19 protein-coding genes and 1 pseudogene are annotated in these 22347 nt (G+C 68.7%); 3 read left to right on the forward strand and 17 right to left on the reverse strand.

Annotated elements, in window-relative coordinates:
* Nucleotides 1–81: 81 nt before the first annotated feature.
* Nucleotides 82–525 (forward strand): annotated as a pseudogene (locus MJQ72_RS01420) (catalase); the annotation flags it as partial.
* 64 nt (nucleotides 526–589) lie between these two features.
* Here the strand turns inward: MJQ72_RS01420 and MJQ72_RS01425 are convergent.
* The 8 genes from MJQ72_RS01425 to MJQ72_RS01460 all read right to left on the reverse strand — a co-directional run bounded on the left by MJQ72_RS01425 (nucleotide 590) and on the right by MJQ72_RS01460 (nucleotide 10536).
* Entirely contained in the window at nucleotides 590–1444 is an 855-nt protein-coding gene (locus MJQ72_RS01425) for an SDR family oxidoreductase (protein WP_240597183.1), read from the reverse strand.
* A gap of 161 nt (nucleotides 1445–1605) precedes the next feature.
* A complete protein-coding gene (locus MJQ72_RS01430; protein ID WP_240597184.1) occupies nucleotides 1606–2616 on the reverse strand; it encodes a TauD/TfdA family dioxygenase in 1011 nt (336 codons plus the stop codon).
* Complete coding sequence (locus tag MJQ72_RS01435; RefSeq protein WP_240597185.1) at nucleotides 2613–4022, reverse strand: cation:proton antiporter; 1410 nt, start codon at nucleotides 4020–4022, stop codon at nucleotides 2613–2615. The genes MJQ72_RS01430 and MJQ72_RS01435 overlap by 4 nt, the downstream gene beginning before the upstream one ends.
* Nucleotides 4023–4844, reverse strand: a complete 822-nt coding sequence (gene ddaH / locus MJQ72_RS01440; protein WP_240597186.1) for a dimethylargininase — start codon at nucleotides 4842–4844, stop codon at nucleotides 4023–4025.
* Between the two features lie 80 nt (nucleotides 4845–4924).
* Complete coding sequence (locus tag MJQ72_RS01445; protein ID WP_240597187.1) at nucleotides 4925–6178, reverse strand: ATP-grasp domain-containing protein; 1254 nt, start codon at nucleotides 6176–6178, stop codon at nucleotides 4925–4927.
* Nucleotides 6175–7377, reverse strand: a complete 1203-nt coding sequence (locus tag MJQ72_RS01450) for an FAD-binding oxidoreductase (RefSeq protein ID WP_240597188.1) — start codon at nucleotides 7375–7377, stop codon at nucleotides 6175–6177. Before MJQ72_RS01450 ends, MJQ72_RS01445 begins: the two co-directional genes overlap by 4 nt.
* A 46-nt stretch (nucleotides 7378–7423) precedes the next feature.
* Nucleotides 7424–8785 carry a carbamoyltransferase C-terminal domain-containing protein gene (locus MJQ72_RS01455; RefSeq protein ID WP_240597189.1) on the reverse strand — a complete coding sequence of 454 codons (1362 nt, stop codon included), beginning with the start codon at nucleotides 8783–8785 and terminating at the stop codon, nucleotides 7424–7426.
* A gap of 293 nt (nucleotides 8786–9078) precedes the next feature.
* Nucleotides 9079–10536: an NB-ARC domain-containing protein gene (locus MJQ72_RS01460; protein ID WP_240597190.1), complete on the reverse strand. Its 1458-nt coding sequence runs from the start codon at nucleotides 10534–10536 to the stop codon at nucleotides 9079–9081.
* 187 nt (nucleotides 10537–10723) lie between these two features.
* Here MJQ72_RS01460 and MJQ72_RS01465 point away from each other — a divergent pair, with 187 nt between their 5' ends.
* The gene (locus MJQ72_RS01465) at nucleotides 10724–11416 is read left to right on the forward strand and encodes a hypothetical protein (protein ID WP_240597191.1); all 693 of its coding nucleotides are present in this window, start codon (nucleotides 10724–10726) and stop codon (nucleotides 11414–11416) included.
* The gene (locus MJQ72_RS01470) at nucleotides 11400–11750 is read left to right on the forward strand and encodes an MmcQ/YjbR family DNA-binding protein (RefSeq protein WP_240597192.1); all 351 of its coding nucleotides are present in this window, start codon (nucleotides 11400–11402) and stop codon (nucleotides 11748–11750) included. The genes MJQ72_RS01465 and MJQ72_RS01470 overlap by 17 nt, the downstream gene beginning before the upstream one ends.
* Nucleotides 11751–12077: 327 nt before the next feature.
* Here the strand turns inward: MJQ72_RS01470 and MJQ72_RS01475 are convergent, their stop codons facing one another.
* From MJQ72_RS01475 to MJQ72_RS01515, 9 genes are read right to left on the reverse strand one after another with little or no spacing between them, the layout of a single operon-like run.
* The gene (locus tag MJQ72_RS01475) at nucleotides 12078–12407 is read right to left on the reverse strand and encodes a hypothetical protein (RefSeq protein WP_240597193.1); all 330 of its coding nucleotides are present in this window, start codon (nucleotides 12405–12407) and stop codon (nucleotides 12078–12080) included.
* Nucleotides 12404–13648, reverse strand: coding sequence for a glutamate synthase-related protein (locus MJQ72_RS01480; protein WP_240597194.1), 1245 nt, complete (start codon nucleotides 13646–13648; stop codon nucleotides 12404–12406). The genes MJQ72_RS01475 and MJQ72_RS01480 overlap by 4 nt, the downstream gene beginning before the upstream one ends.
* A complete protein-coding gene (locus MJQ72_RS01485) occupies nucleotides 13645–14640 on the reverse strand; it encodes an asparagine synthetase A (RefSeq protein WP_240597195.1) in 996 nt (331 codons plus the stop codon). Before MJQ72_RS01485 ends, MJQ72_RS01480 begins: the two co-directional genes overlap by 4 nt.
* Entirely contained in the window at nucleotides 14637–15947 is a 1311-nt protein-coding gene (locus MJQ72_RS01490; RefSeq protein WP_240597196.1) for a methylaspartate mutase, read from the reverse strand. The genes MJQ72_RS01485 and MJQ72_RS01490 overlap by 4 nt, the downstream gene beginning before the upstream one ends.
* Nucleotides 15944–16408 (reverse strand): cobalamin B12-binding domain-containing protein, encoded by a 465-nt coding sequence (locus tag MJQ72_RS01495; protein ID WP_073842209.1) that lies wholly within the window; start codon nucleotides 16406–16408, stop codon nucleotides 15944–15946. Before MJQ72_RS01495 ends, MJQ72_RS01490 begins: the two co-directional genes overlap by 4 nt.
* The gene (locus tag MJQ72_RS01500; protein WP_240597197.1) at nucleotides 16405–17685 is read right to left on the reverse strand and encodes an ATP-grasp domain-containing protein; all 1281 of its coding nucleotides are present in this window, start codon (nucleotides 17683–17685) and stop codon (nucleotides 16405–16407) included. The genes MJQ72_RS01495 and MJQ72_RS01500 overlap by 4 nt, the downstream gene beginning before the upstream one ends.
* Nucleotides 17682–19433 carry an ABC transporter substrate-binding protein gene (locus MJQ72_RS01505; RefSeq protein WP_240597198.1) on the reverse strand — a complete coding sequence of 584 codons (1752 nt, stop codon included), beginning with the start codon at nucleotides 19431–19433 and terminating at the stop codon, nucleotides 17682–17684. Before MJQ72_RS01505 ends, MJQ72_RS01500 begins: the two co-directional genes overlap by 4 nt.
* 31 nt (nucleotides 19434–19464) lie before the next feature.
* Nucleotides 19465–20721, reverse strand: a complete 1257-nt coding sequence (locus MJQ72_RS01510; protein WP_240597199.1) for an MFS transporter — start codon at nucleotides 20719–20721, stop codon at nucleotides 19465–19467.
* A gap of 6 nt (nucleotides 20722–20727) precedes the next feature.
* Nucleotides 20728–22347, reverse strand: a complete 1620-nt coding sequence (locus MJQ72_RS01515) for a class I tRNA ligase family protein (protein ID WP_240597200.1) — start codon at nucleotides 22345–22347, stop codon at nucleotides 20728–20730.

A 22347-nucleotide genomic window follows, 5' to 3' on the forward strand; every position in this document is an offset into this window, starting at 1 on the left:
CGCCGGTTACCCGGTGTCGTTTCGCCGAAACGGCGCCGGGGTAGCCGCGAGGGAACCCACCACCGCGAAGGGGCGAGACCTGTGCGACAGGACGCGAAGAACGAGCAGCTGCACGGAAGCCGGGTGGATCCGGAAGAGTCCGTGCTGACGACCCAGCAGGGAGTCCGGGTCGACCACACCGACGACTCGTTGACCGCGGGTAGCCGGGGCCCGACCCTGCTCGAGGATTTCCACGCGCGTGGCGCGGGCGCCTACGGCTTCTTCGAAGCCTACGACGACGCGCTGGCCGACTACACGGTCGCCGAATTCCTCACCAGCGGCGAGAAGATCCCGGTGTTCGTGCGGTTCTCCACCGTGGCCGGTTCCCGCGGTTCGGCCGACACGGTGCGCGACGTCCGCGGCTTCGCGACGAAGTTCTACACCCGCCAAGGCAATTACGACCTGGTGGGCAACAACATGCCGGTGTTCTTCATCCAGGACGGCATCAAGTTCCCCGATTTCGTGCACGCGGTGAAGCCGGAGCCGGGCGATCCCGGCGTGAGTTCGTGCCTGGACCGTGTGGCGCCCGAAGCCGACGCCGTGGCGCGCCTCAGCCGGGTGTGGTCTCGCCGCCCAGCGCGGCGATGACCTCACCGCTGTAGTACGACGAAAGCCGGTTGGACGCCAGGAAGACGTACGACGGCGCGAGATCGTCCGGATGAGCGGCACGCTCGAAGGGGACCTGGAGGCCGAACTTCTCCACCTTCTCCGGCGGGAACGTCGACGGGATCAGCGGTGTCCACACCGGACCGGGCGCGACGCAGTTGATCCGGATGCCGCGATCGGCCAGCGCCTGCGCCATCGCGTACGTCCAGGCGTGCACGGCTCCCTTGGTCGCCGAATAGTCGATCAGGGATTTGTTGCCCCGCAAGCCGTTCACCGAACCGGTGTTGATGATGACCGAGCCCTCGCCCAGATGGGGCAACGCGGCGTTCGTCACCCGGAAGAAGCTGTGGATGTTCACGTCGAAGGTATGCGTCCACTGCTCGTCGGTGAGCTCCTCCGGAGAGTCGACCGGCCATTGCGTGGCGACGTTGTTGACCAGGATGTCCAGCCCGCCGAGCTCCTGCACGGTCCGGTCCACGATCTCGCGGCATCGCGTCGCTTCGGCGAGATCACCCGGCAGGAGGAGACACTCGCGCCCTTCGGCGCGGACACGTTCCTCGGTGTACTTCGCGTCCTCGTGTTCGTTGAGATACGCGATCGCCACGTCGGCGCCTTCCTTCGCGAAGGCGATGGCGACCGCGCGGCCGATCCCGGAGTCGCCGCCGGTGATCAAGGCACGCTGGCCCGCCAGCAGCTCGCGGCCCTCGTAGTCCTCCATGGAGTCACGGGGCCGCGGGTCCATTTTCGACGTCACGCCCGGCGGTTCCTGCTGCTGCGGCGGCCGGAGCTTCTCTGTCATCGGGTTCCCTCCCGTCGGGTGCTTTCGCGGACGGTTACCCGGTCGGCCGCTCGCCTGAACATGCCTCGTGCGGCGTCCGCGGAGGCAGGCTGTCCGTGAAGGCCTCCTTGAGGGAATCTGGGTCCCTCAAGGAGGCCTTCACGGACTCGCGACCCGAAACCTCAGTGCACCCGCCGGTCCTCAGCGGTCCCCCGGTACCGGATCGTCCACAGACTCCGCCGGATGTAGGTACGCTGCAGCCACCGATCCCGCCCGTTGTGCCGCGCGAAGAACTGCGACCGCGCGTGCAGCCCCTTCCGGTTGTTGATCAGCAGCGCCGTCCCCGGCTCCAGCTTCACCTGGTGGGCCACCTCGCGGCAGACCCGCTGCAGCTCCTCCAGCGCCTGCTCCGCCTCGACGGTCTCCCCCACCACGCCGTTGGCCGAGACCGCCACTTCCGGCGAATCCGCCGGCCCGGAGATCACCGGCACGAGGTCGGAGAGCACGTCGGCCCCCTTGGCCACGTCGCGCACGTAGCTGCCGGGCGCGTTGAGCCGGAACAGCGGGCGACGCAGGACGTCGAGCACCTCCGGGGCCAGTGCGGCCGAGATGTCCCTGCCGTCGGCGTAGTAGGTGACGGCTTCCTTGTTGCCGTCCTGGCGCACGCAGTTCAGCACCAGGAAGTCCGGATTGGACACGTCGTAGCGACCGACTTCGTCGTGCACGATGTCATTGTGGAAGTTCAGGAACACGTGCGAGCTCTGGTTCGTCTGGCTCCGCGACCCTGCCGACACCGGGACGACGTCGTGTACGAGCCGCCCGCTCTTCTCGGTGGTGAACCCGACGGGCTCGCCGAGCAGCTGGCTCAGTCCCAAAAGGACGGTCTCGGCGACGAACGTCTTCTTGTCCTTGCTGGGCTCGCCGTCGATCGGCGTCTCCGGCAGCTCCGGATCCACCGGCAGGTTGCGCACGAGCGCGACGCCGGGGGTGTCGACGTGCCTGCCGAAGTCCAGGATCGCCTGAAGCTGGTCGATCGGCAGCTTCGAGAACGTGACACGGAGCATCGCCAGCGAGCGGTCGATGTCGTCGACGGGGTTCGGGAAGGACCGCAGGTCGCTCCCGACGGTGTCCCGGACCTCGTCGTCGAGGACGACCTCGGCGAAGGTGCTGACTAGGGTTTCCTTGCTGGTCATGGTGTCCTATCCACTTTCCGCCGCCGCTCTACCGGCGGTCTCGTCTTGAACTTGGCGATGAGGGTGAGCGCCGGGGCGGTGGCGATCGTCGACACCAGCGTCATGATCACGAGCATCGCGAACACGGCCGGGCTGATCACCTTCAGCTGGAGGCCGACGTTGAGCACCACCAGTTCCGTCAGCCCCCGGCAGTTCATCAGCGCCCCGAGGGACAGCGATTCGCGCCAGCCGACCCCGGTCAGCCGCGCCGCCGTCGTGCTGCCCACCCACTTCCCGAACACCGCCACCGCTGTGATCAGCACGGTCCAGAGCCACAGCGACCCGGAACCGAGCAGGCTGAACTCGGTGTGCAGCCCGGTGTAGGCGAAGAAGAGCGGCAGCAGCAACGTCAGGGTCACGCTGCCGAGCTTCCCGGCGGCGCGGGCGACGACCGGCTCCTTCCTCGGCGCGATCACCCCGAAGAGGAAGGCGCCGAAGATCGCGTGGATGCCGATCTCGTTGGTGGCCAGCGCCGACAGCATGATCCCGCCGAGCAGGATCGCGAGCACCGCGGATTCCGGCACGCGCGCGAGCACCTTGGCCAGCAGCGGCTTGACGACGTAGATCATCGCCACGACGAACACCAGGGTGAGCCCGACGGTCAGGAAGACCTCCGACGGCGTCCCGCCCTGGCTGACGGCGACCACCACGGCCAGCAGGCACCAGGCGGCGACGTCGTCGACGGCGGCGCAGGTGAGCGCGAGCGCGCCCAGCGGTGTCTTCGCGAGGCCGCGGTCTGTCAGGATCCGCGCCAGCACCGGGAACGCCGTCACGCTCATGGAGACCGCGATGAACAGGCCGAAGGCGAGGAAGCCGACGTCACCGCCGAAGGCCGGGTACATGCCGAGCGCGAGCACGATGCCGCAGACCATCGGCAGCGCGATGCTGACCTGGCTGACGGTCACCGCGGTGAACCCGCGCCGCCGCACCGCGTCGAGGTCGATCTCGGAACCGACCAGGTACATGAAGAAGATCAGACCCAGCTGCGACAGGATGTTGATCGCCGAGACCACCCCGCCGGGGAACAGCCAGCCGAACGCGGCCGGCCAGACGATCCCGAACAGCGACGGCCCCAGGAGGATGCCGGCGACGATCTCGCCGATCACCGCGGGCTGGCCGAGCCGCCGGGCCAGGACACCCGCCAGATGGCAGGCGCCCAGGATCACCGGAAGCGCGACCAGCAGGCGCGCGTAGGTGTCGGGCCCGCTGCCCGCGGCCTTGGCCCCAGTGCCCGCGACGGGCGCGTAGGCCGATCCCAGGCCGAGCACCACGACGACGACCGCCACCGGAACCGCGATCAGCGCGGCCCCGACGACGATCCGGCGCAATGTGATACGCCCGGATCGCTCCTGTACAGCCGATTCCATCTAGTCTCCTTGAGCGGCACGCAGTTCCAGCGTGCAGCATTTGACGCTCCCGCCCGCCTTGAGCAATTCGGACAGGTCGGCGCCGATCGGTTCGAAACCGTGTTCCCTCAGTTGCGCGGTCAGCTCGGTGGCCGCCTGCGGGAGCACGACGTGCTTGCTGTCGGAGACGGCGTTGAGGCCGAACACGGACGCGTCGGCTTCGGAAGCCAGGATCGCGTCGGGGTAAAGCTCCTTCAGCAGCAGACGACTGTCCTCGGAGAACGCCCCCGGGTAGTACATGACCGTGTCTTCGTCGAGGACGGCGAGTGCCGTGTCGAGGTGGTAGTACCGCGGGTCGATCAGCGTCAGCTTGGTCACCGGACGGCCGAAGAACTCGCGGGATTCGTTGTGCGCCTCCGGGTTCGTGCGGAACCCGGTGCCGGCGAGGATCGTCTTCCCGGCGACGAGATAGTCGCCTTCCCCCTCGTTGACCCATTGCGCCTGCCGCACGTAGCGGTATCCGTTGTCGCGGAACCACTTGAGATACGCGTCGGACTCCCCTGCCCGCTGCACGTGGTGGAACCGCGCCACGAGCACCTGCCCGTCGACCACGGTGGCGCCGTTGGCCGCGAACACCATGTCGGGCAGGCCGGGCAGCGGATCGAGCAGCTCGACGCGATGCCCCAGGTCGGCGTACAGATCACGCAGCCACTCCCACTGCGCGATGGCCAGCTCGGTGTCCGTCGGCTTCTTCGGGTCCATCCAGGGGTTGATCGAGTACTCGACGTCGAAATACGTCGGTCTGACCATCAGGTAGTGCCGTTGGGTGGCAGTCCGTGACACGCTTCCTCCACGCGGTTTTGGGCGTCTTCCGCCACCGAGCCCTTGGGTGTGGGTCCGGTTTCGTCGAACAGGATCCGGTGCTACTTCTGGGTTTCGGAGAGTTTGACCTCGATCTTCCCGGCTAGGTCGTTCGCGTTGCGCATGGCTTCGTCGAAGGACGCGCCGAGTGCGCCGATGCCGCCGAAGATGTTGTTGCCGAGCGGCGGGCGCTTGATCAGGTCACCCGGCTTGGCGAAGATCTTGAGGTAGTACAAGGCTTCCGATTCGTTCACCGCGGGCGGGACCTCGATCGAGGCGATCACCCCGCCCGGGCAGATCAGGCACATCGCGGCGGTGTGCAATCCGGTCGGGCTGAAGTGGTGGACATCCGGCCGGACACCGCGGGAGACGTCCATGAGCCCCCTGATCGGGTCGTAGCCGGCCGAAAGCCGTGCCATGTGGTCGAGTCCGCCGCCGCCCGGCCGCACGGCGATCTCCAGCAGGAACGGTTTTCCCTGATGGAAACGGACTTCGGCGTGCAGCGCGCCGCGGGTGAGGCCCTGTGCTCGCACACCGGCGGCCACTACCGCGTGCACCTCGGCCACCTGCTCGGCGGTGAGCGACGTGGGCGCGTGGTGCACGTCGTCGTCGAAGGTCTCCCCCTCCGAAGTGACCCTGTCCACAATGGAACCGAGGTAGACCTCGTCGTCCCAGGCGACCGCTTCGATGAGATGCTCGTGACCGTCCAGAAAGGACTCGACGAGCAGGCCGTGCGGGCCGAGGTCCAGCCCTTCGGCCTCCATGTTGTACCAGGACATCCCGTCGATGCCTTCGCGTGCCTGCGCGTAGCGTTCCCGCATCTTGTCTTCGTCGTCGACCCGGAAGACGAAGTTGCTCGCCGCGCCGAGGGTCGGCTTGAGGATCACCGGATAGCCGAAGTCCTCGGCCGCCCGCAGGGCCGCGTCGAGGTCTTCGACGAACCGGTAGTCCGGATGCGCGGCCCCGCCCTTCTCGTGCGCCTGCCGCATGATCAGCTTGTTCCGGCTGGTCCGCGCCGCGTCGGCACCGATACCCGGCAGGCCGAGCGCTTCGGCGACCGCGGCGACCAGGACGACCCCGGACTCGGAGAAGGTGAGCACACCGTCGAAGGATTCTTCCGCGTGCCAGGCCTTCGCGTGCCGGATCAGGTCGTCGATGTGGTTGCTGCCGGCGATCCGGTAGCGATCCGACGGCCAGAGATCCTCGGTGCCGATCCCGTTGAGCACGTACAGCACCCCGCCGAAGTCCTCGATCTGCTGGTACCGGGGCAGGTAGTAGTAGGAGTTCTGGCTGGCTTCCAGCGCGAGCAGTTTCACGACACACCTCGTAGGGCAGGACGGATCGGGTGGGCACCGCCCGCTCGCACGAGCGGCCGGTCGAGCGGTTCGAGCCCGGTCCGGACCGGGTCGGCGCCGGTCAGGCGCGCGGCCAGGGACCGGGCGATCAGCGGCGCGAATTTGAACGACGAGCCGCCGCACGCCGCGTAGGACAGGACCCGGTCGCCGAGGACGGCGAGCATCGGGCCGAGGGTGGAGCGCCGGGCCAGGTAGTGACAGTCCCGGGTGTCGACCAGCCAATCCCGGCGGAAACCCGGGATCAGCGCGGCGAACGTGTCGATCAGGTGCTCACGCCACCACGAGGGCACGGTGGCGCCGCCGATCTCGTCGACGACGCGGCACGCGCTCGCGGCGCTGAGCTTCAACGGCGTCCCGGCGACGGGCGGCACCAGCCACGCGCCGCCCGCCGAGCCGAGCGAGGTGATCGCCGGAGTGGCGGCCCACGCGGCGGCGTCGGCGGGTGGGACGTCGCAGTAGAGCATCGTTTGCCGGTGCAGCACGAGCTCCCTGGACAGCGCCGGGGCCAGCAGTTCCCTGGACCACGGGCCCGCCGCCACCAGGACGGCGTCGCCGCGAAGGATCGCGCCATCGGCCAGCCGGACCTCCGCCCGGTCGGCGTCGATCCCGATCACCTTGCGGTGCGGGTGGAGTTCCGCGTTCGCGTGCCACCGCAGGCGGGTGGCGCACGCCGTCAGCACCCGGTCGGCGAGCAGGACCCCGGCCTGCGCCTCGAAGACCGCGCCCGTCCCCGGCACGAACCCGGCGTGCGGGAATTCCCCGGCGAGTTCGTCCGCGCCGAGCACTTCGGCCTTCGATCCCGCCGCGGCCACCAGATCCCGCGCGGCCGCCGCCTCGTCCGGCGGCATCGCGGTGAGCGCGCCGACCTGTTCGTAGAACGACGTGGACAACGAGTGCTCCAGTTCGAGCCACGCGTGATGCGCGCCGACCGCGGCCGCGGTGGCCGCGGGGTCGCCGGGATGCACCGCGCGCAGCACGCGGTGCCGGTCGAACGAGGTCGCGCCGGAGAACGGGATGTCCGCCTGGTCGGCGAGCACCACTTCATGCCCGGCGGACACGCACTCCAGCGCCGTCAGCAGTGCGATGACGCCGCCGCCCGCGAGCACGACTCGCATGGTCTTCCCCGTTCGTTCGGGCACCACGAGGTACCCGGACGCCACTGCTGGGACGGTGGCATCCGGGCCTTACCCCCGTTGGGCAAGGATTTCAGGAGGCGCGCGGGGTCACGAACGTGTCGTTGATGACGTAGCCGTCGAGGCCGTACGTCTCCCCGTACTCGATGAGATCGCTGGTGCGGTTGAGGAAACCGCGCCCGTTGTTGTTCAGCGAGGTGTTGCACAGCACGCTGAACCCGGTCTGCTCGCGGAACGCTTCGAGCAGGTCGGTGATGCCGGCGTTGCGCTCCCGCGTCACCGTCTGAGTGCGCGCGGTCCCGTCGACGTGCGTGATGGCCTTCAACTCGTCCGAGGTGACGTGGTTGAAGTACAGCATGTACGGATCCTGCACCGAGCCGACGAACCATTTGGGTGCGTCGGATTCCAGCGCGATCGGGGCGATCGGGCGGTAGTCCTCGCGGCGCTTGATCTTGTTGAGCCGCACCGTGGTGTCCACGGTGAACGGCGCGGCCAGGATCGACCGGTTGCCCAGCGCCCGCGGGCCCATCTCGTACCGGCCGCGGGCCCAGCCGATGATGTTGCCGTCCTTGAGGTACTTCGCGACCTCACTCGCCACGAGCGGCCGCGTCTCGTACTTCGCGGGATCCGGGACGACGTCCTCGACGAAGTTCTCCCCCGCGTAGACGTCCCATTCGATGGTCGCCTGTCCGGTGTAGAACCATTGCGCGTCGATGGCCGTGCCCAGCGCGGAACCGCTGTCGTTGGGACACGGCGGCACGAACACCGAGGAGAACAGGCCGCTCTCGCGCCACAACCGGTTCCAGTCGCAGTTCAGGCCGCAGCCGCCGGAGATCAGCAGCGGCAGGCCTTCGGTCAGGTTCTTCTCCGCGTAGTCGTAGAACCGGTTGAAGATGGCCTGCGAGTGCTTCGCCGCCGCGTTGCGGTATTCCTGCGACCAGACGCCGGCGTTGTACAGATGGGACCAGGACATCTCCTCTTTGGACAGACCGAGGATGATGCCGTCGCGGTCGAGGATGAAGTCGATGGTCTTCTGCTCGTCCGGCGTGAGCGGGCCCGGCTCGGCGAACCCGGTCAGCGCCATCTGCTTGCCGGCGTCGTTGAACCGGAACTTCCCCTTGCCCAGCGGGAAACCCGGGTCCGCCAGCGCGAAGAGGTACGCGTACTTCGCGCCGGGGTCGGTCAGGACGTGCTGCAGGTGGGTGGCCTCGCCGCGCTCGTCGATCCGGTAGAAGTCACCGATGTTCCCTTCCCACACCAGGGAGTAGTACGCCTGGCCGGGTGCCGCGGGGGCCATCCCGAGGGAGGTGTAGATATGCGAGCGCTCGTGGGTGGAGGAGAAGTAGCGCACGTCCTTGCCGAAGAACCTGCCCGCCTCATCGGAGATCGCGCCCTCGCCGACACCGAAGTACCCGGTGCGCGACGGCGGTTCCACCGAGAACTCCCCTTGACCCAGCCGCCGAGCGCGACCACGTCGGGCTGCTTGTCGAGCATGCCCGCCGCGCGCGCCATCAGCTCGCCGGTGATCCGGTCGTAGCGCGGGTAGTTGTCCTTTTCCGACTCCAGCGCGAACAGCAGCTTGCCGTCCTCGATCGCCACGATCCCGCCATCGTGGCCCTCCTTCATCGACAGAATCAGCATTGTGTCACCGAATTTCGCTCGCCTTCATTCGTCGACTCATTCAAGCCGCGCGGCCCGTTGACCGGAAGCGCCGCGCGGCGAGAACAATCAACCTTCGGACGAGCCTCCCGGCAGGGTGCGCACGGCCTCGTGGCGCAGCGATTCGAACGCGTTCTTCCGCGCCCGGTGGCCCGCCATCGGGACGGCGGCGGCGAACGGTCCGGGCTCCCGCTGCCGTTCGGAGGCGAACGCGCTGACCAACCGGGAGACCGCGTAGCGGCCGGCGACGTTGGCGCGCTGGAGAAGTCCGGCGTCCACCACGGACTCGAGGAGTTCGTCGGCGGTCTCGATCATGATGCCCATCGCCGCGGCGACGCCGATCGACGTCGTCCAGCCCGCCCCGCTCTGCCCGAAGTGGTGGACGGCCTCCCGCTCGGTGGGCGAAAGGTGTTCGTACGCCGCGGTGAACCGGTCCCGCACGTTGACATCACCGACACAGAGGCTGTCCATGAGCCGTTCACGATCGGCGAGCTGGCCCGCCGTGTACGCGATCGCCCATTCCGGGCGGGCGGCGATCTTGCGGCCGACGATGTTGATCGCCAGCGGGAGATCCCCGCACAGTTCGGCGATCGTGTCGGTGGCGTCGTGCTCCGCCCGCACCCGGGCCGGTCCGGCGATCCGGCCGATCAAGGCCATCGATTCCTTGCGGGAAAACGTATCCAGCTCGACACGGTTCGTGTCCTCCAGGCCGAGCAGCCGCGCGCGGCTGGTCACCACGACCTGGCTGTGCGGGGCCTGACCCAGCAGCGGCCGCACCTGGCCCTCGTCGCTGACCCCGGCCAGGAGCACGAACAACTTGCGTTCCGCCAGCAGGGATCGGTAGAGCCCGATCCGCTGCATCGGGTCGTCGGGCACGAGATGCGCCGGCACGCCGAGCGCGCGCAGGAATCCGCGCACGATCCCGTTGGCCGACCGGCCCCCGGTTCCGCTGCCGCCCAGATCGGCGTAGAGCTGCCCGTCCGGGAAGTCCGCCGCCACCTCTTCCGCCAGCCGCAAGGCGAAAGCCGTCTTCCCCACCCCGATCGGGCCGCTGACGAGCAACGGCACCTTGACCGGGCCGCTCGACCCGATCATCTCCGCGGCGTCGGCGAGATCCCCTTCCCTGCCGACGAAAGTCCTCGATCCCATCGGCAGCTGGGCCGGACGGGCGAGGCGGATGACGCCGGATGCCAACGCGTGCACGCCATCCGGCGGTGCTTCGGCCGTCGGTGGCGCGGGCGCGCGTTCCTCGCCGCCACCCCCGGTCTGCCCGGCGACACTCCGCCAGCGCCGTTCCCACGCGGCGCGGTCCCCACCGCACGCGGAGACGAACGCCAGCGTCACGGCGAGCGTGGGCAGCCGGTGGCCGCTGGCCGCGCTGGACAGCACGGAAGGTGCGAACAGTGCCGTCCTGGCGAGCTCCCGGTAACTCGGGTTTCCCGCACGGTTCCTCAAAACGCGCAGATCGTGAGCGAATGCGGCGATCGGACCAGTGGAGCCGTCCAACGGTCGCTCGGGTCTGCCCATGCCATCTCCTCCCCTGGATGGGGTAACGCAATCGCACTGCGTGACCGTCATCCCTGCAGCCTTCCTGGCCACAACCCTAAAGGACCAATGAACCATGCAGCAGATACAAATAGGTGACTCAATGTACAAAGTCCAATAGTTGGACGCGGAAATTCACCCCCTTGGTGGCACCGGATAGGGTTCGCCCATGTCTGACCCCCTGCCGCCACTCGCCGAACTCCGGCGGGCCGCCGAAGTGTTCAACGGCTTCGCGAATGCGGACACCTCGTGGCTTCGACTCAGAGCGGAAACGCGGTCCGCGATCGACCTGTCACTGCCCGCGCATCGCACAATTCTTCTTCGCTGGCTCAACTCGTGGGGATGCCGAATCCGGTACCCGCGGGAAGGCGAGCCCGCCCCCTTCGACGACGGGATCCTGGCCTGGTGGGAGACCTGGGGCGCCACCCTGCCCTCGGCCGATCTCGTCGACCTGACGGACGAGGGGATCGACACCGCCGCGAAGGCGTACGCGGACCTCGCGGGTGTCGTCGTCTCGGCGGGACGGACCAGGCGTACGCTGGGCCAGACCGCCGCGGCCAAGGCACTGTATGCGTTGCGGCCCAACACGATCATGCCGTGGGACGCCGCCATCGCGGCCACTCTCCACGGCGCGCGTGACGGCGCCGCGTTCGGGAGACATCTGCGACTCGGCCGCGCGTGGGCCGCCGCGGTGATCGCGGAGGCGGGAGACGGCGGGGCGGAGATCCCCGCCCTGATGGGCAGGCCCGTGTCACTGGCGAAGATCCTCGACGAATACCTTTACGTCGCCTTCACCATGGGCGCCAAGGGTGACTGGGGAACAGACAGCGGAGAATGGTGGAAAAATGGTAACCGGGGATGACGTCAGAGAGATCGTTTCGGGGCTCCCCCGCGCCTATGAGGCGCTGGTCCGGGACCGGGCGAAGTTCCGCGTGGGGCGAATCGTCTTCCTTTCGCTCTCGCCCGACGAAACCGTGATGGGATTCGGCTATCCCAAAGAGGAGCGGGAAGCACTGGTGGCGGGCGAGCCGGACAAGTTCATGATGCCGATTCCGTCCGATATGCGCTATCAGTGGGTCCGCGCCCGGCTGTCCGCACTCGATTACGAAGAGTTACGAGAGCTGATCGTCGACGCGTGGCGAATGTGCGTGCCCAAGAAGGTCTGGGCGGAATACCTGGAAAAGAACCCGAGCTGAACTACTCCTTTCGGAGTGCGCCGTTCAGCCCTCCCGATTGCCCTTTTCGGTCCCGTGAATTCCCTTTCGGGTGACCGAAAGGCCGGAAGGCGCAGGGTCGCCGACGAAGATGGCGGGTTCGCGTGATTGAACGGACGACACACGTGTCTGCAAGGACGACACGCGTGATCAGACGGACGACACACGCGAACTCCGTCCAGTCACGCGTGTCGTCCGTCTGATCACGCGTGTCGTCCGTCTGATCACGCGAGTTCCGGGGCCGAGCACGTGTGAAGGCCCCTTTCCTCGGCTGAGCCGAGGGAAGGGGGCCTTCACAGGCGAAAGGGGCTACTCCGCGACCTCTTCGATGGCCGAGGTGCCGCGAGAGCCGGGGTTCCCGTACCGCTCCCACACCTCGTTCAGGCGGATCCGCCCGTCCGGCAGGAACTCCGGGGTGTTCGTGCTGTGCCCCGCGATCACCTGCCCGCCGGCCAGGACCATCGTGTAGGCCATGTCGATCGTCCCGTCCTCGCCGCACTTCCCGGTCAGCGAGCCGAGCCGCACCCCGCCGCCGCTCAGCTCGGCCCATACCAGGTCGTCCTTCTGCCGGTACAGGGTGACCGGCGCGTCCGGGTCGCTGCTGACCTTGCGGAACCGTTTCCCGTCGTAGTTGATCATCCGTCCTGCTCCGTCCGAGTCGGGAACCAAAGGTCGTCCGTGGTCAGATCCGCGAGGTCGTACTTCCCGAGCGCGCTGGCGAGCAGCCGCAGTTCGAGTTCGAGGCAGCGCACCAGCCGCACGAGCCCTTCGGTCGCGTCCTCGTCGACGGCGAGCAGCGCCGCCCGCCCGAGGCCGACCGCGGAAGCGCCCATCGCCAGGCACTTCAGCGCGCGGGCGCCTTCCCAGATCCGTCCCGACACCAGCAGCGACGCGTCGTGTTTGCCGACCCGGCGCAGGCATTCCACCAGCGGCAACCCCACCTGGTCGAGGAACACCGACGGCGCCCAGCCGGTGCCGCCCTCCGCGCCGTCCACGGTGACGGCGTCCGCTCCCGCCGCCCACGCGACCCGCGCCGCCTCGCCGACGTCGCGGCCCGGGTGCAGTTTCACCCAGGCACGCGCCCGCGGGTAGTTGTTGCGCATCAGGTGGATCTGCTGGCGCAGGATCTCCCCGGTGAACGTGCCCGGGCTGCTGGACCGCAGCACCATGGCCTGGTCCCTGCCGAAGGCTTCGTCCACTGTGTACTGTTCGGCGATCTCGCCGGCGGCCGTGCGCGAGAGCACGGTCATCCCGCCGAGCCCCGGCTTGGCACCCTGACCGACCTTGAGCTCGAACGCCAGCCGCCCGGTCTCCAGCAGTTCCGTCGCGGACGGGTCGCTGTAGACGAGGTTCCACACCTCCGCGTCGGCGTCTTCGGTGCTCTGCTGGACGACGACACCGCCCAGCCCGTCCGGAACGGCGCCGGCGTACGCGCGGATCCGGCCGAGCAGACCGTCCTCGACGGTTTCGCCCATCCTGCCGTAGCCGTGCATGGGCACGACGTTCTCGCCGATCACCATCGGCATCCCGAGCCTGCCCGCCTGCTCGCTCGCGGCGATCCCGAGCCCGCTGCCCGCCACCTGCGTGGAGCCGAACGCGCACAGGAACACCGGCGACGGCGCGGTGAACCCGCCGAGCACGGTCGACAGCCCGACGTCGCCGTACACCGGTTCGCGGGCGAGGTCGAACATCTTCTCCAGGCGCCGCGGGACGAACACCGGCGGCACGATCCGCGCGCGGTCGAGTTCGTCCGGCGGGGTGCCGGCGTCCGCGCCGAACAGCGACCGGCCGTATCCCGCGACGTCGGGGAAGATCGCCGCGCTGCCTTCCCGTGCCCTGGCCCGGATCGCATCCTCCGGGAGCTGCCGCGCGGTGATCACGGCGTCGCGATCCCGGGCAGCTTCGGGTACGCGTTCGCCTGCCAGATCGCGTCGAGCCCGGCGATGTACCGCGTCACCCGCTCCAGCCCCATCCCGAAACCGGCGCTCGGCGGCAGCCCCTCGCGCGCGAGGTCGAGGTACCAGGCGTACTTGGCCGGGTTCTCCCCCGTCTCCCGCATCCGCTCGATCAGCCGCCGGTACTCGTGCGTGCGCTCACCACCACTGCAGAGCTCGCCGAACCCGTCGGAGGCGATGAGGTCGAAGTTCCGCAGCACCCCCGGTTCGGTGCTGGACTCGCCGTCGGTGAACCCGCGCGACCCCTTGGGGTAGTCGACGATGAAGAACGGCCGGTTCGTCTGCTCGGAGATGATCCGCTCGCCCTGCCAGTCGATCTCCGCGTCGGCGCTCTGCCCGTGCCGCAGCCCCTGCAGCCGCGACACCGCCTCGCGGTGCGTCATCCGTTCGAAGTCCTCTTCCAGCAGCGCCGTGAACGCCTCCTGATCCCGCCCCAGTGTGGCCAAGTCCACTTTGGACTCTCGAAGGGTGTGGGCGACCACGTGCCGCAGCAGTCCCTGCGCGATGTCGAGGACCTCCTCGCGGCTCGCACGGGCGACCTCGACGTCGATCTGGGTGAACTCGACCAGATGCCGTCCGGTGGTCGAGGTCTCCAGCGGCTCCAGCCGCACATTCGGGGCGACGTAGAAGATCTTGTCGAACGCGAGCAGCGACGCCTGCTTGTACAGGATGACGCTGGTCATCATCTTGTACTTGTGCCCGTAGTAGTCGACGTCGACCTGTTTGGCGCCACGGCATCCCGGGTCGGTGACCGGCCCGATCAGCGGCGGCTGCAGCTCGACGAACCCGTTCATGCCGAGGTACTCGCGGGTGCCGGCGGTGATGCTGTTCTGGATGCGCAGGGCAGCCTGCGTCACCGGCGACGTCAGATGTTCGCGGGTGCCCGGCGGCAGCGCCGCCTCCGATGGTCCGGTCATGTCCTACTCCCCTGTGTCAGTCGGTTCACGGTCTCGATTCCCGGTAGCCCGTACTTCTCGTCGAACGACCGCTCGACGTACCGGAGCGCGTCCAGCAGGTCGTTCGAGGTCATCCGCCGGTCGCCGGGCAGGTCGACGAGGTCGCCCAGCGGCATCGCGCCGATCCGCTGCCACTCCAGGCGGCCGTCGCCGGCCAGCCGTCCGCGGGCGCGGCCGGCGTTGTCCGGATGCAGGCAGAACGGGACGTCCAACTGGCCGCGCGCGAACGCGGTGACCAGCGCCCTGCCGAGGTCGGCGTCGAGCGAGAGAACGTTGTCCACCAACGCCTTCGCCTGAGCGTGGATCCCGGTGTCGCCGAGCCTGCCGATCCGGGAGACGCCCCGGGCGGCCTCGGCGGCGTGCTCCAGCGCGGTCACGTTCTCCGCCACGGTCGGCAGCCGGTGCGCTTCGGCGGTGGTCTTGACGATCAGCCTGCTCGCCCCGGAGCGGGCGGCCAGCCGCGCGGACTCGGCGATCAGCTCCAGCGCGCCGCCCGGTGTCCTCGGGTAGACGCCCATGTAGCCGTAGATCACCACGTGCGTCCGCGCGTGCGGCACGTATTCCCTGATCAGCGCGTGCAGCGCGGCGACGGCCTCCTCGTCCTGCCCGGCGTGGGTCTGCTGCGCGTAGCTGAAGGACAAGCAGCGGATCCCGTGCCGCCAGAAGAACATCCCCTCCAGCACGCTGAGCGCGACCAGCAGCGCGGGCGGGCACAGCTGGCCCATCATGCAGCCGCCGAACGTCTCCAGATGCGGCTCCAGCTCGGGACCGCGGGCCTCGGCCAGCGTCTCGCAGGAGCGCCGCCAGTTGTCGACGGCCGCCGAAAGCGGCATCCGGCTGTACGGCAGGCAATACGACACCGGGCCGCCCTCGGTCGCGTGCAGCCCGAAGTCCAGCAGCGCCCGCACGATCCGGCGGGGATCCGCCGAACCGTGCCGCACCTGCACCGGGAAATCCCCGGTCAGCACCCCGTCGAGCAACGCCGTCGTCGTCACGGGGTCGTGGTCGACGAGCGGATACCCGTTGAGGTCGGCGCGCGCCGCCAGCGCCGCGCGCGCCGCCTCGTGGTCGCCGACCCTGGTGTAGCTGTCGATCGTGATCGTGCCGACCGTCGCGGCCCGCGCCGACCGTGTCGCCAGCAGCCCCCTGGCCATCCGTCCCGGATCGGCGAACCCCATCCTGGGCTGGACGACCAGTTCCCCCTGCGCGTGGTGGCGTGCGACCACCTCGCCGAACGAAAGTCCCCGCGGCGGGGCGAGCACGTTCATCCCGCGCCCAGCGGGACACCGGGGGCGCGGACGGACAGCGTGCGAAGGAACGTGCGGAACGGGGTCAGCCCGGCGGAGTCCTCGAACACCGCGTCGAAGCCGGCCTCCAGCAGCCGGGCCGCGTTGCTGCCGCCCGTGACGTCGAGCTTCCCGCCGATGACGACCGGCGTGGTGACCAGCTCCGGCCGGGCGCGGAAGGCCTCCATCAGCCGGACGCCGTCCTGACGGCCGTGCCCGTTGAGGCTGCTGATCACCAGCAGATCCGGCCGCCGGGTGACGCATTCGCGCACGATGGTCGCGTCCGGGACGCAGGCGCCGAGGTTGGTGACCCGGCAGCCCAGTTCCTCCAGCAAGAGCTCCAGGTACACCAGGTTCCAGGTGTGCGCGTCGGACGAGAGTCCGGTGACGATCACGTCGAGGCCGGCGTCCGGGAGCGTGGGCTGGACGGCTTCGATGGTCATGGTGCGGCGTTCTCCCTCTCTCCTCGGTCCGGCCGCACGTCGATCTCGATCAGCGCGACCGCCTCTTCGGCCAGGCGCGACGCCTCCGCCGGGCTGTCCGCGGTCACCATCAGATCGCCGACGCGGTCCCACGAACTGCGCAGCCCGTCGAACCGGTCACCCGCCGAGACACTGACGTCGCACATGAACACGCCTTCGGCCTGCGACGCCTTCTCCACCCCGCGCACGTCCTCGATACGGCCGGGCTCGATCGACAGGAAGCGGACCGCGGCACCGCGTTCGGCCTTGCGCGGCAACACGTCCACGACCGGCTCGTCCTTCATCACCGAGAAGTAGGCGCGGTTCAGCTCCACCGGATAGGCGCGCTGGATCAGCTCGATGATGCCGTCGCCCGCGAACCGGCCGGCGCATTCGACCAGGTACGGCACGCCGTCCGAGACGATCCACTCGCAGTGGACGATCCCGGTGCGGAACCCGGCCGCGTCGGTGAGCCGCCTCGTCTCCTCGGTCAGCGTCGCGGTCAGCTCGTCCGGGATGTCGGCGGGGACGATATGCGCGAGTTCGATCGGACGCGGCCCGGGGAACAGCCGTTTACCGGTGACGTTGGCGAACAGCGGCTCGCCGTCCCGCAGCAGCATCTCGACGCTGAACTCGTCGCCCTCGACGAAGCTTTCGGCGAGCATCTTCAGGTCCATCGCGCGGTCCGGGACGAAGATCCCCTCGTCCTGCACGACACAGTTCGTCCACGCCTGCTCGGCCTCGGCCGGGTCGGTGAGCACCTGCGTCCCCACCGAAGCCTGCCGGTTCGACGGCTTCAGCACGATCTTCCCCGGATGCCGCGCCATGAACTCCCGGACCTGCTCCGGGCTCTCGACGCGCGCCGACGCCGGGTTCGCGATCCCCGCCGCCCGGCTGACCAGGCGCAGCACCGCCTTGTCCCGCAGGATCTGCGCCGCGCCGAACCCCGCTCCCGGCAGGCCGTAGCGTTCCGCGAGCCGGGCCGCGAACGGCGTCGCGTACTCGGTCAGCGGGACGACGGCGGCCGGGTCGAGGTCGTGGTGGACGTGGTAGAACTCGTCCGCCTTGCCGGGCAGGTGGAACTCCCACTCGATGAGCTCGCGCACCAGCGCCGAACCGGCCACCGTCTTCCGTGCTTCGCGTTTGCGGACGACGTCGGGTTCTTCGACGAAGATGACCGAGCCGTCCGGCTGGAAGTCCTTGATGGACGAACCCAATGCCGCGGCCACGAACCCGACCAGCACCACCGGGCGTGTCATGACCCCTCCTCGACGTAGTACCAGTTCTCAGGGTTGATCAAGCCGTACGGGTTGATCGGCGAGAAGCCGCGCAGGTTCCCCGCGACCTCGAACAACCGCCGCGGGAACGTCGGCATGAAGATCACCGGTGCCTGCTCGGCGATGTACTCCTGGTACTCGTAGAGCGCTTCGAGCGAGTCGGTGGTGACCGTCTTCGCGATCAGCTCGTCCGCCTTGGCGTCGCGCCAGTTGCTGAAGTTGCAGGCGGCGCCGCTCTGGAAGAGGTTCTCCCCGGTCGGGTAGTTGTAGACCCAGCCGCCGCCCCAGCAGGACAGCTGCCACATCCGCTTCTCGCCCGGACCGTCCTCCGCCACCAGGACCGAACCCATCACCTCTTCGAGGCGGATCTCGATCCCGGCCTTGGCCGCGTCGTCCCGGAACTGCGCCATGAGCCGCGCCAGCGACGGCCGCCCTTCCCAGTAACGCAAGGAGAAGCTCAGTTCGGTGCCGGCGGGGATGCCTTCACCCGCTTCACCGGGGCCGGTTCCGGGCCGCACGCATACCGCGGGCGAGGTGGTGACGTCCCAGCCGTTGTCGGCGAGCAGCTGCCGCGCCTTCTCCAGGTCGAACGGCCAGAACCCGCCGCGCTCGGTGATCTTCGGCGAGACCAGGTCGCTCTTGGGCAGCACCGGGATCGACCCCGTCTGGCTCCAGCCGTAACCCTGGTAGACCTCGCGAGCCCCGTACTCCTGGTCGAAGCAGCTCTGGAGGGCCTGTCGGACGTACGGCTGCCGGATCATGTTCCCCGCGACGGTCGGGTTGCTGAAGTTGACCGCCATGAAGTTGATGTTGAACAGGATCTGCGGTTCCAGCTGGAAGCCGTCGCCCAGCGGGTTCGGACCGCCCTTCGTCGGGTCTCCGTCCGGCTGGACGCCCATCCCCGGTGGCAGGAAACCGACCTGGACGTCACCGGACTGCAACAGCTCGTACTGCTGCTCGTCCGACGTCGTCGAGACCTGGCGAAGCTCGTCGAGATGCGGCGGGTTGGGCCCGCTGTAGTGCTCGTTGGGGACGAAGGTGACGACACCTTCCTCGGTGTAGCTCTTGAGCCGCCACGGCCCGTTCACGACACTCCACACCGGACTGTCGGCCCACCGTGTGCGGTGCGAGTTGTCCTCTTCGACGACGTCGCCGTTTTCCGCCATCAAGAACTCGTAGACCGCTTCGGCCTGCTCGATGTCGTGCGTCGCGTCGGCCGGGCCGTCCGCGGTGCGGTCCCACGCCTTCGGCATCGGTGTGATCATGGTGAGCTGGTTCAGCAGCACCCAGTTCTTCGAATACGCCTTGTCGAAGGTGAAGCTCACCTTGTCATCGGCGACCTTTTCGAACGACACCAGGTTGTCCGGGAAGTAGCCCTCGGAGTACGCCCCGAATCTCGGCCCCTTCACCTTCAGCATGTTCATCCAGAAGATGACGTTGTCCGCGCAGAGCGTCTCGCCGTTGGACCATTTCCACGGTTTGATCCGGACCACGCAGGTGCGGCCGGTCTCGTCCCACACCGGCTCCTCGCCGACGCTGAGGTCCCAGTCGATCTCCGGCGCGCCGTCCCGGCCCAGCCAGTAGAGCGGCCGGTACATCAGCATCTGGAACTCGTAGAGGCTCCGCACGCCGAAGCGTTCGCCCGGGGTGAAGGGGAAGATCACCGCGGGCGGGAACCCGGGCAGGCAGGCCCAGGTGGCGACGCCACCCTTGATCGGCTTGTCCGTCATGACTTTCGCTTCCTCCGCATGTCGGCCGCGCTCAGGCGGCGGTCGCCTCGAGAACCTCGGCCGGCCGCTTCTCCTGCGCCGACAGCGGTTTCGCCAAGCTGAAGTAGGTACCGATCACGATCGCGCCCTGCAGGATCGCCAAGCCCCAGAAGGCGTAGGGCACGGTGGTCGCGTCCGCCAGCGAGGACAACGCGACCGTCGCGCCGACGCCGAGCCCGAGACCGAGGGCCTGCGTGCCGCCGAAGATCCGGCCGACCCGCTCCTCCGGGCTGGCCCGCATCAGCAGCGTGCGGGCCGCGATCCGGCCCTGCGCGAAGCAGAACCCGGCGAACGGGATCGCCGCCATCAGCGCGATGTAGTGCAGCGGCTGGATCGCGAGGCAGATCAGATTGCCGAGCGTGCCGAACACGGCCAGATGGATCCCCTTGAACCGCTTGCTGACCTTGCCGTACGCCGCGGCGCCGACGATGAACCCGACCCCGGCCAGCGCGTCGACCACGCCGATCATCCACGCGCCCTGATTGAACGTCTGCAGGATCAGCGTCGTCAGGATGACGTTGGCGACCATCAGGCCGATGTTGCCGTTGGCGTACAACAGCGCGAGCCGCTTGATGGGCTGGCGCACGGGGGCTTCGACCGGCGCCGACGGGTCGGTGGCCGTGGTCTCCTCGATCACCGGGGCCTTGGCGGGTTTGCGGCCGATCGCGTAGACCAGCACGGCCGAGAGGACGAAGCTCAGCGAGTTGAACACGAACAACGGCGTGGCGCCGAACCAGATCACCAGGAAGCCGGCCAGCGAAGACGCCAGCAGCATGCCGGCGTTGCTCGCCATCTCGAAATGCGAGTTGAACTTCCCGAGCCGCTCGTCGCGGATCCGTTCCTTGATGAGCCCGTTGCTCGCGGGCATGAACAACGCCGCGGTGCAGGCGAGCATGAAGTTCGCTATGTAGGAACCGAGGTTCGCCGGGCCGCCGATCCACAGCCACACCGGCAGCGCGAACGCGGTCATCGCGCTCACGAGGTCCGCCGCCACGCACAGCATCCGGCGGTCGACCTTGTCGACCAGCTTGCCGAACAGGACCGCGAGCGCGACCTGCGGGATGGACACCGCGATGAACAGCCAGCCGACCGCCAGGGTGGTCTGCTCGGCGTGGAAGACCAGGATCGCGGCGGCGGTGATCTGGAAGGCGTTGCCCGCGGTGGTGATGAATCCCGCCGGGACCAGCAGGCGTTCGGCGAGCCGGGAACTCCGGATCGCGTCGGTGGACAAGGTGCTGTCGAGTGACATGGTGGGTCAGACCTCGCTCGTCAGGGGGAATTCCAGTGAGGGCACAGGGAAGGCCGTGGTGTGCGTGACGTCGAACGCGGCCGGGGTGATCCGGAGGGCGAACCCGCCCGCCGCGGCGGCGCGTGCGGCGAGGTCGATCAGGATCGGCGAGGCACAGCCGATCAACGCCCGCAGTTCGAGGAAGAGGTCGCCGAGCCGCGCGCGGAGCATCTCCTGGTCGAGGTTGCCCTTCAGGGTGCGTTCCGTCGCCGCCCGCAGGCGTTCGACGTGCTGCACGATCAGATCGGCGGCCCGGCTCAGGCTGAAGTCCTCCAGCTCGTAGTTCAGGGCGAACCGGGACACCATCGCCGCGGCCCGCTCCGTGGCCTCGGTCGACACCGGGAGCGAGCCGTTCTCGCCGCCGACCTCGGCGGTGAGCTTGGCCAGTGTCTCGGCGAGCTCGTTCCACGGCGTGACGAGCCGCTCCCCCGCGACCTTCTCCAGCGCGGCGCGGGAGAAGTTGGTCCGCGCGAACTCGGGGGCGGTGAGGTTGAGGTGGAACCGCGCGATGTCGCGGGGCACCTCGGCCGCCAGCTCACGGGCCCAGACCACGTGGCCCTTGCTGGTGGAGAACTTCTCGTTCTCCAGTTCGTAGAACTCGTTGACCAGCAAGGTGTCCGGCAGGACGTAGCGGCCTTCGAGGGCCATCAGCTCCGCGACGTGGACGACGCCCCAGGTGAAGAGGGGGTCGAAACCCATGAACACCACGACCCGTGCGTCGTTCTCCGCGAGCCAGGCGTCGTCGTCGGCGGCTTTCGGCTTCCCGTTGCGCCGCAACGCGTACTCGGTGCAGTACATCGAGGCGGGCATCCCCTCGACCCACGCGTTGAGCCGTTGCCCCGGCGTCTGGAGGAACGGAGCCGGCAGCCCCCACTTCACCGGGTACGTGATCGCGAAGTCGGGCAACGGCCCGGCGAGCAGTTCCCGCATCAGCCCGAGCACGTGCGGCCGCCACGCCGGCCCGCGTTCTTCGTAGTAGGCCAGGAGCTGCTCGCGGTACTCCGAAACCGGGAAGACCATGATCTCGGTCTCCCGGTAGGTCACCTCGTCGGCCGGGTCGAGCACCGAGTACGGCTCGATGAGCGCGTCGAAGTCGATCGGATGCCCGCAGCCCTCGCAGAATCCGCCGCGGCTGTCGGCGAGGCAGGTCGGGCAGCCACCGCCGACGAAACCCTCGACCAGGAACTCGCCCTTGCACTCGTTGTAGGGCAGCCGCACCTTGCGCAGGCGCAGCTTTCCCTTGTCGTACAAGCGCTTCACGTAGTCGTAGACGAGCGCCTTGTAGCCGTCGTCGGTCGGCGAGAAGCCGTCGACCTCGACCCCCATCGCCTCGAACGTGCGCTGGATGTTCTCCGTCGACTGCTCCACCAGTTCGGGCGGCGTCAGCCCGACCCTGGCCGCGCTGGTGACGAGGTAGGTCTGGCTGTCGTCGGTGCAGGAGGCGAACACGGCCTCGCGGCCCGCCGCGCGCAGGTACCGGCGGTGCACGTCGGCACCGAGGTACGGGCCCGCGATATGCCCGATGTGCAGATCCCCGTTGGACGTCGGCGGGCCGCCGATGATCACCACCGGTCGCTTGTCGGCCAT

Source organism: Amycolatopsis sp. EV170708-02-1, from assembly GCF_022479115.1.
In the GTDB taxonomy this organism is placed as follows: Bacteria; Actinomycetota; Actinomycetes; order Mycobacteriales; family Pseudonocardiaceae; genus Amycolatopsis.

What these genes read in the sequence shown, in the direction of transcription:
- MJQ72_RS01425 (WP_240597183.1), bottom strand. Translation starts at nt 1,444, where the DNA reads ATGACAGAGAAGCTCCGGCCGCCGCAGCAGCAGGAACCGCCGGGCGTG.
- MJQ72_RS01470 (WP_240597192.1), top strand. Translation starts at nt 11,400, where the DNA reads ATGGTAACCGGGGATGACGTCAGAGAGATCGTTTCGGGGCTCCCCCGC.
- MJQ72_RS01430 (WP_240597184.1), bottom strand. Translation starts at nt 2,616, where the DNA reads ATGACCAGCAAGGAAACCCTAGTCAGCACCTTCGCCGAGGTCGTCCTC.
- MJQ72_RS01475 (WP_240597193.1), bottom strand. Translation starts at nt 12,407, where the DNA reads ATGATCAACTACGACGGGAAACGGTTCCGCAAGGTCAGCAGCGACCCG.
- MJQ72_RS01485 (WP_240597195.1), bottom strand. Translation starts at nt 14,640, where the DNA reads ATGACCGGACCATCGGAGGCGGCGCTGCCGCCGGGCACCCGCGAACAT.
- MJQ72_RS01435 (WP_240597185.1), bottom strand. Translation starts at nt 4,022, where the DNA reads ATGGAATCGGCTGTACAGGAGCGATCCGGGCGTATCACATTGCGCCGG.
- MJQ72_RS01510 (WP_240597199.1), bottom strand. Translation starts at nt 20,721, where the DNA reads ATGTCACTCGACAGCACCTTGTCCACCGACGCGATCCGGAGTTCCCGG.
- MJQ72_RS01515 (WP_240597200.1), bottom strand. Translation starts at nt 22,347, where the DNA reads ATGGCCGACAAGCGACCGGTGGTGATCATCGGCGGCCCGCCGACGTCC.
- MJQ72_RS01460 (WP_240597190.1), bottom strand. Translation starts at nt 10,536, where the DNA reads ATGGGCAGACCCGAGCGACCGTTGGACGGCTCCACTGGTCCGATCGCC.
- MJQ72_RS01505 (WP_240597198.1), bottom strand. Translation starts at nt 19,433, where the DNA reads ATGACGGACAAGCCGATCAAGGGTGGCGTCGCCACCTGGGCCTGCCTG.
- MJQ72_RS01500 (WP_240597197.1), bottom strand. Translation starts at nt 17,685, where the DNA reads ATGACACGCCCGGTGGTGCTGGTCGGGTTCGTGGCCGCGGCATTGGGT.
- MJQ72_RS01465 (WP_240597191.1), top strand. Translation starts at nt 10,724, where the DNA reads ATGTCTGACCCCCTGCCGCCACTCGCCGAACTCCGGCGGGCCGCCGAA.
- MJQ72_RS01490 (WP_240597196.1), bottom strand. Translation starts at nt 15,947, where the DNA reads ATGAACGTGCTCGCCCCGCCGCGGGGACTTTCGTTCGGCGAGGTGGTC.
- MJQ72_RS01495 (WP_073842209.1), bottom strand. Translation starts at nt 16,408, where the DNA reads ATGACCATCGAAGCCGTCCAGCCCACGCTCCCGGACGCCGGCCTCGAC.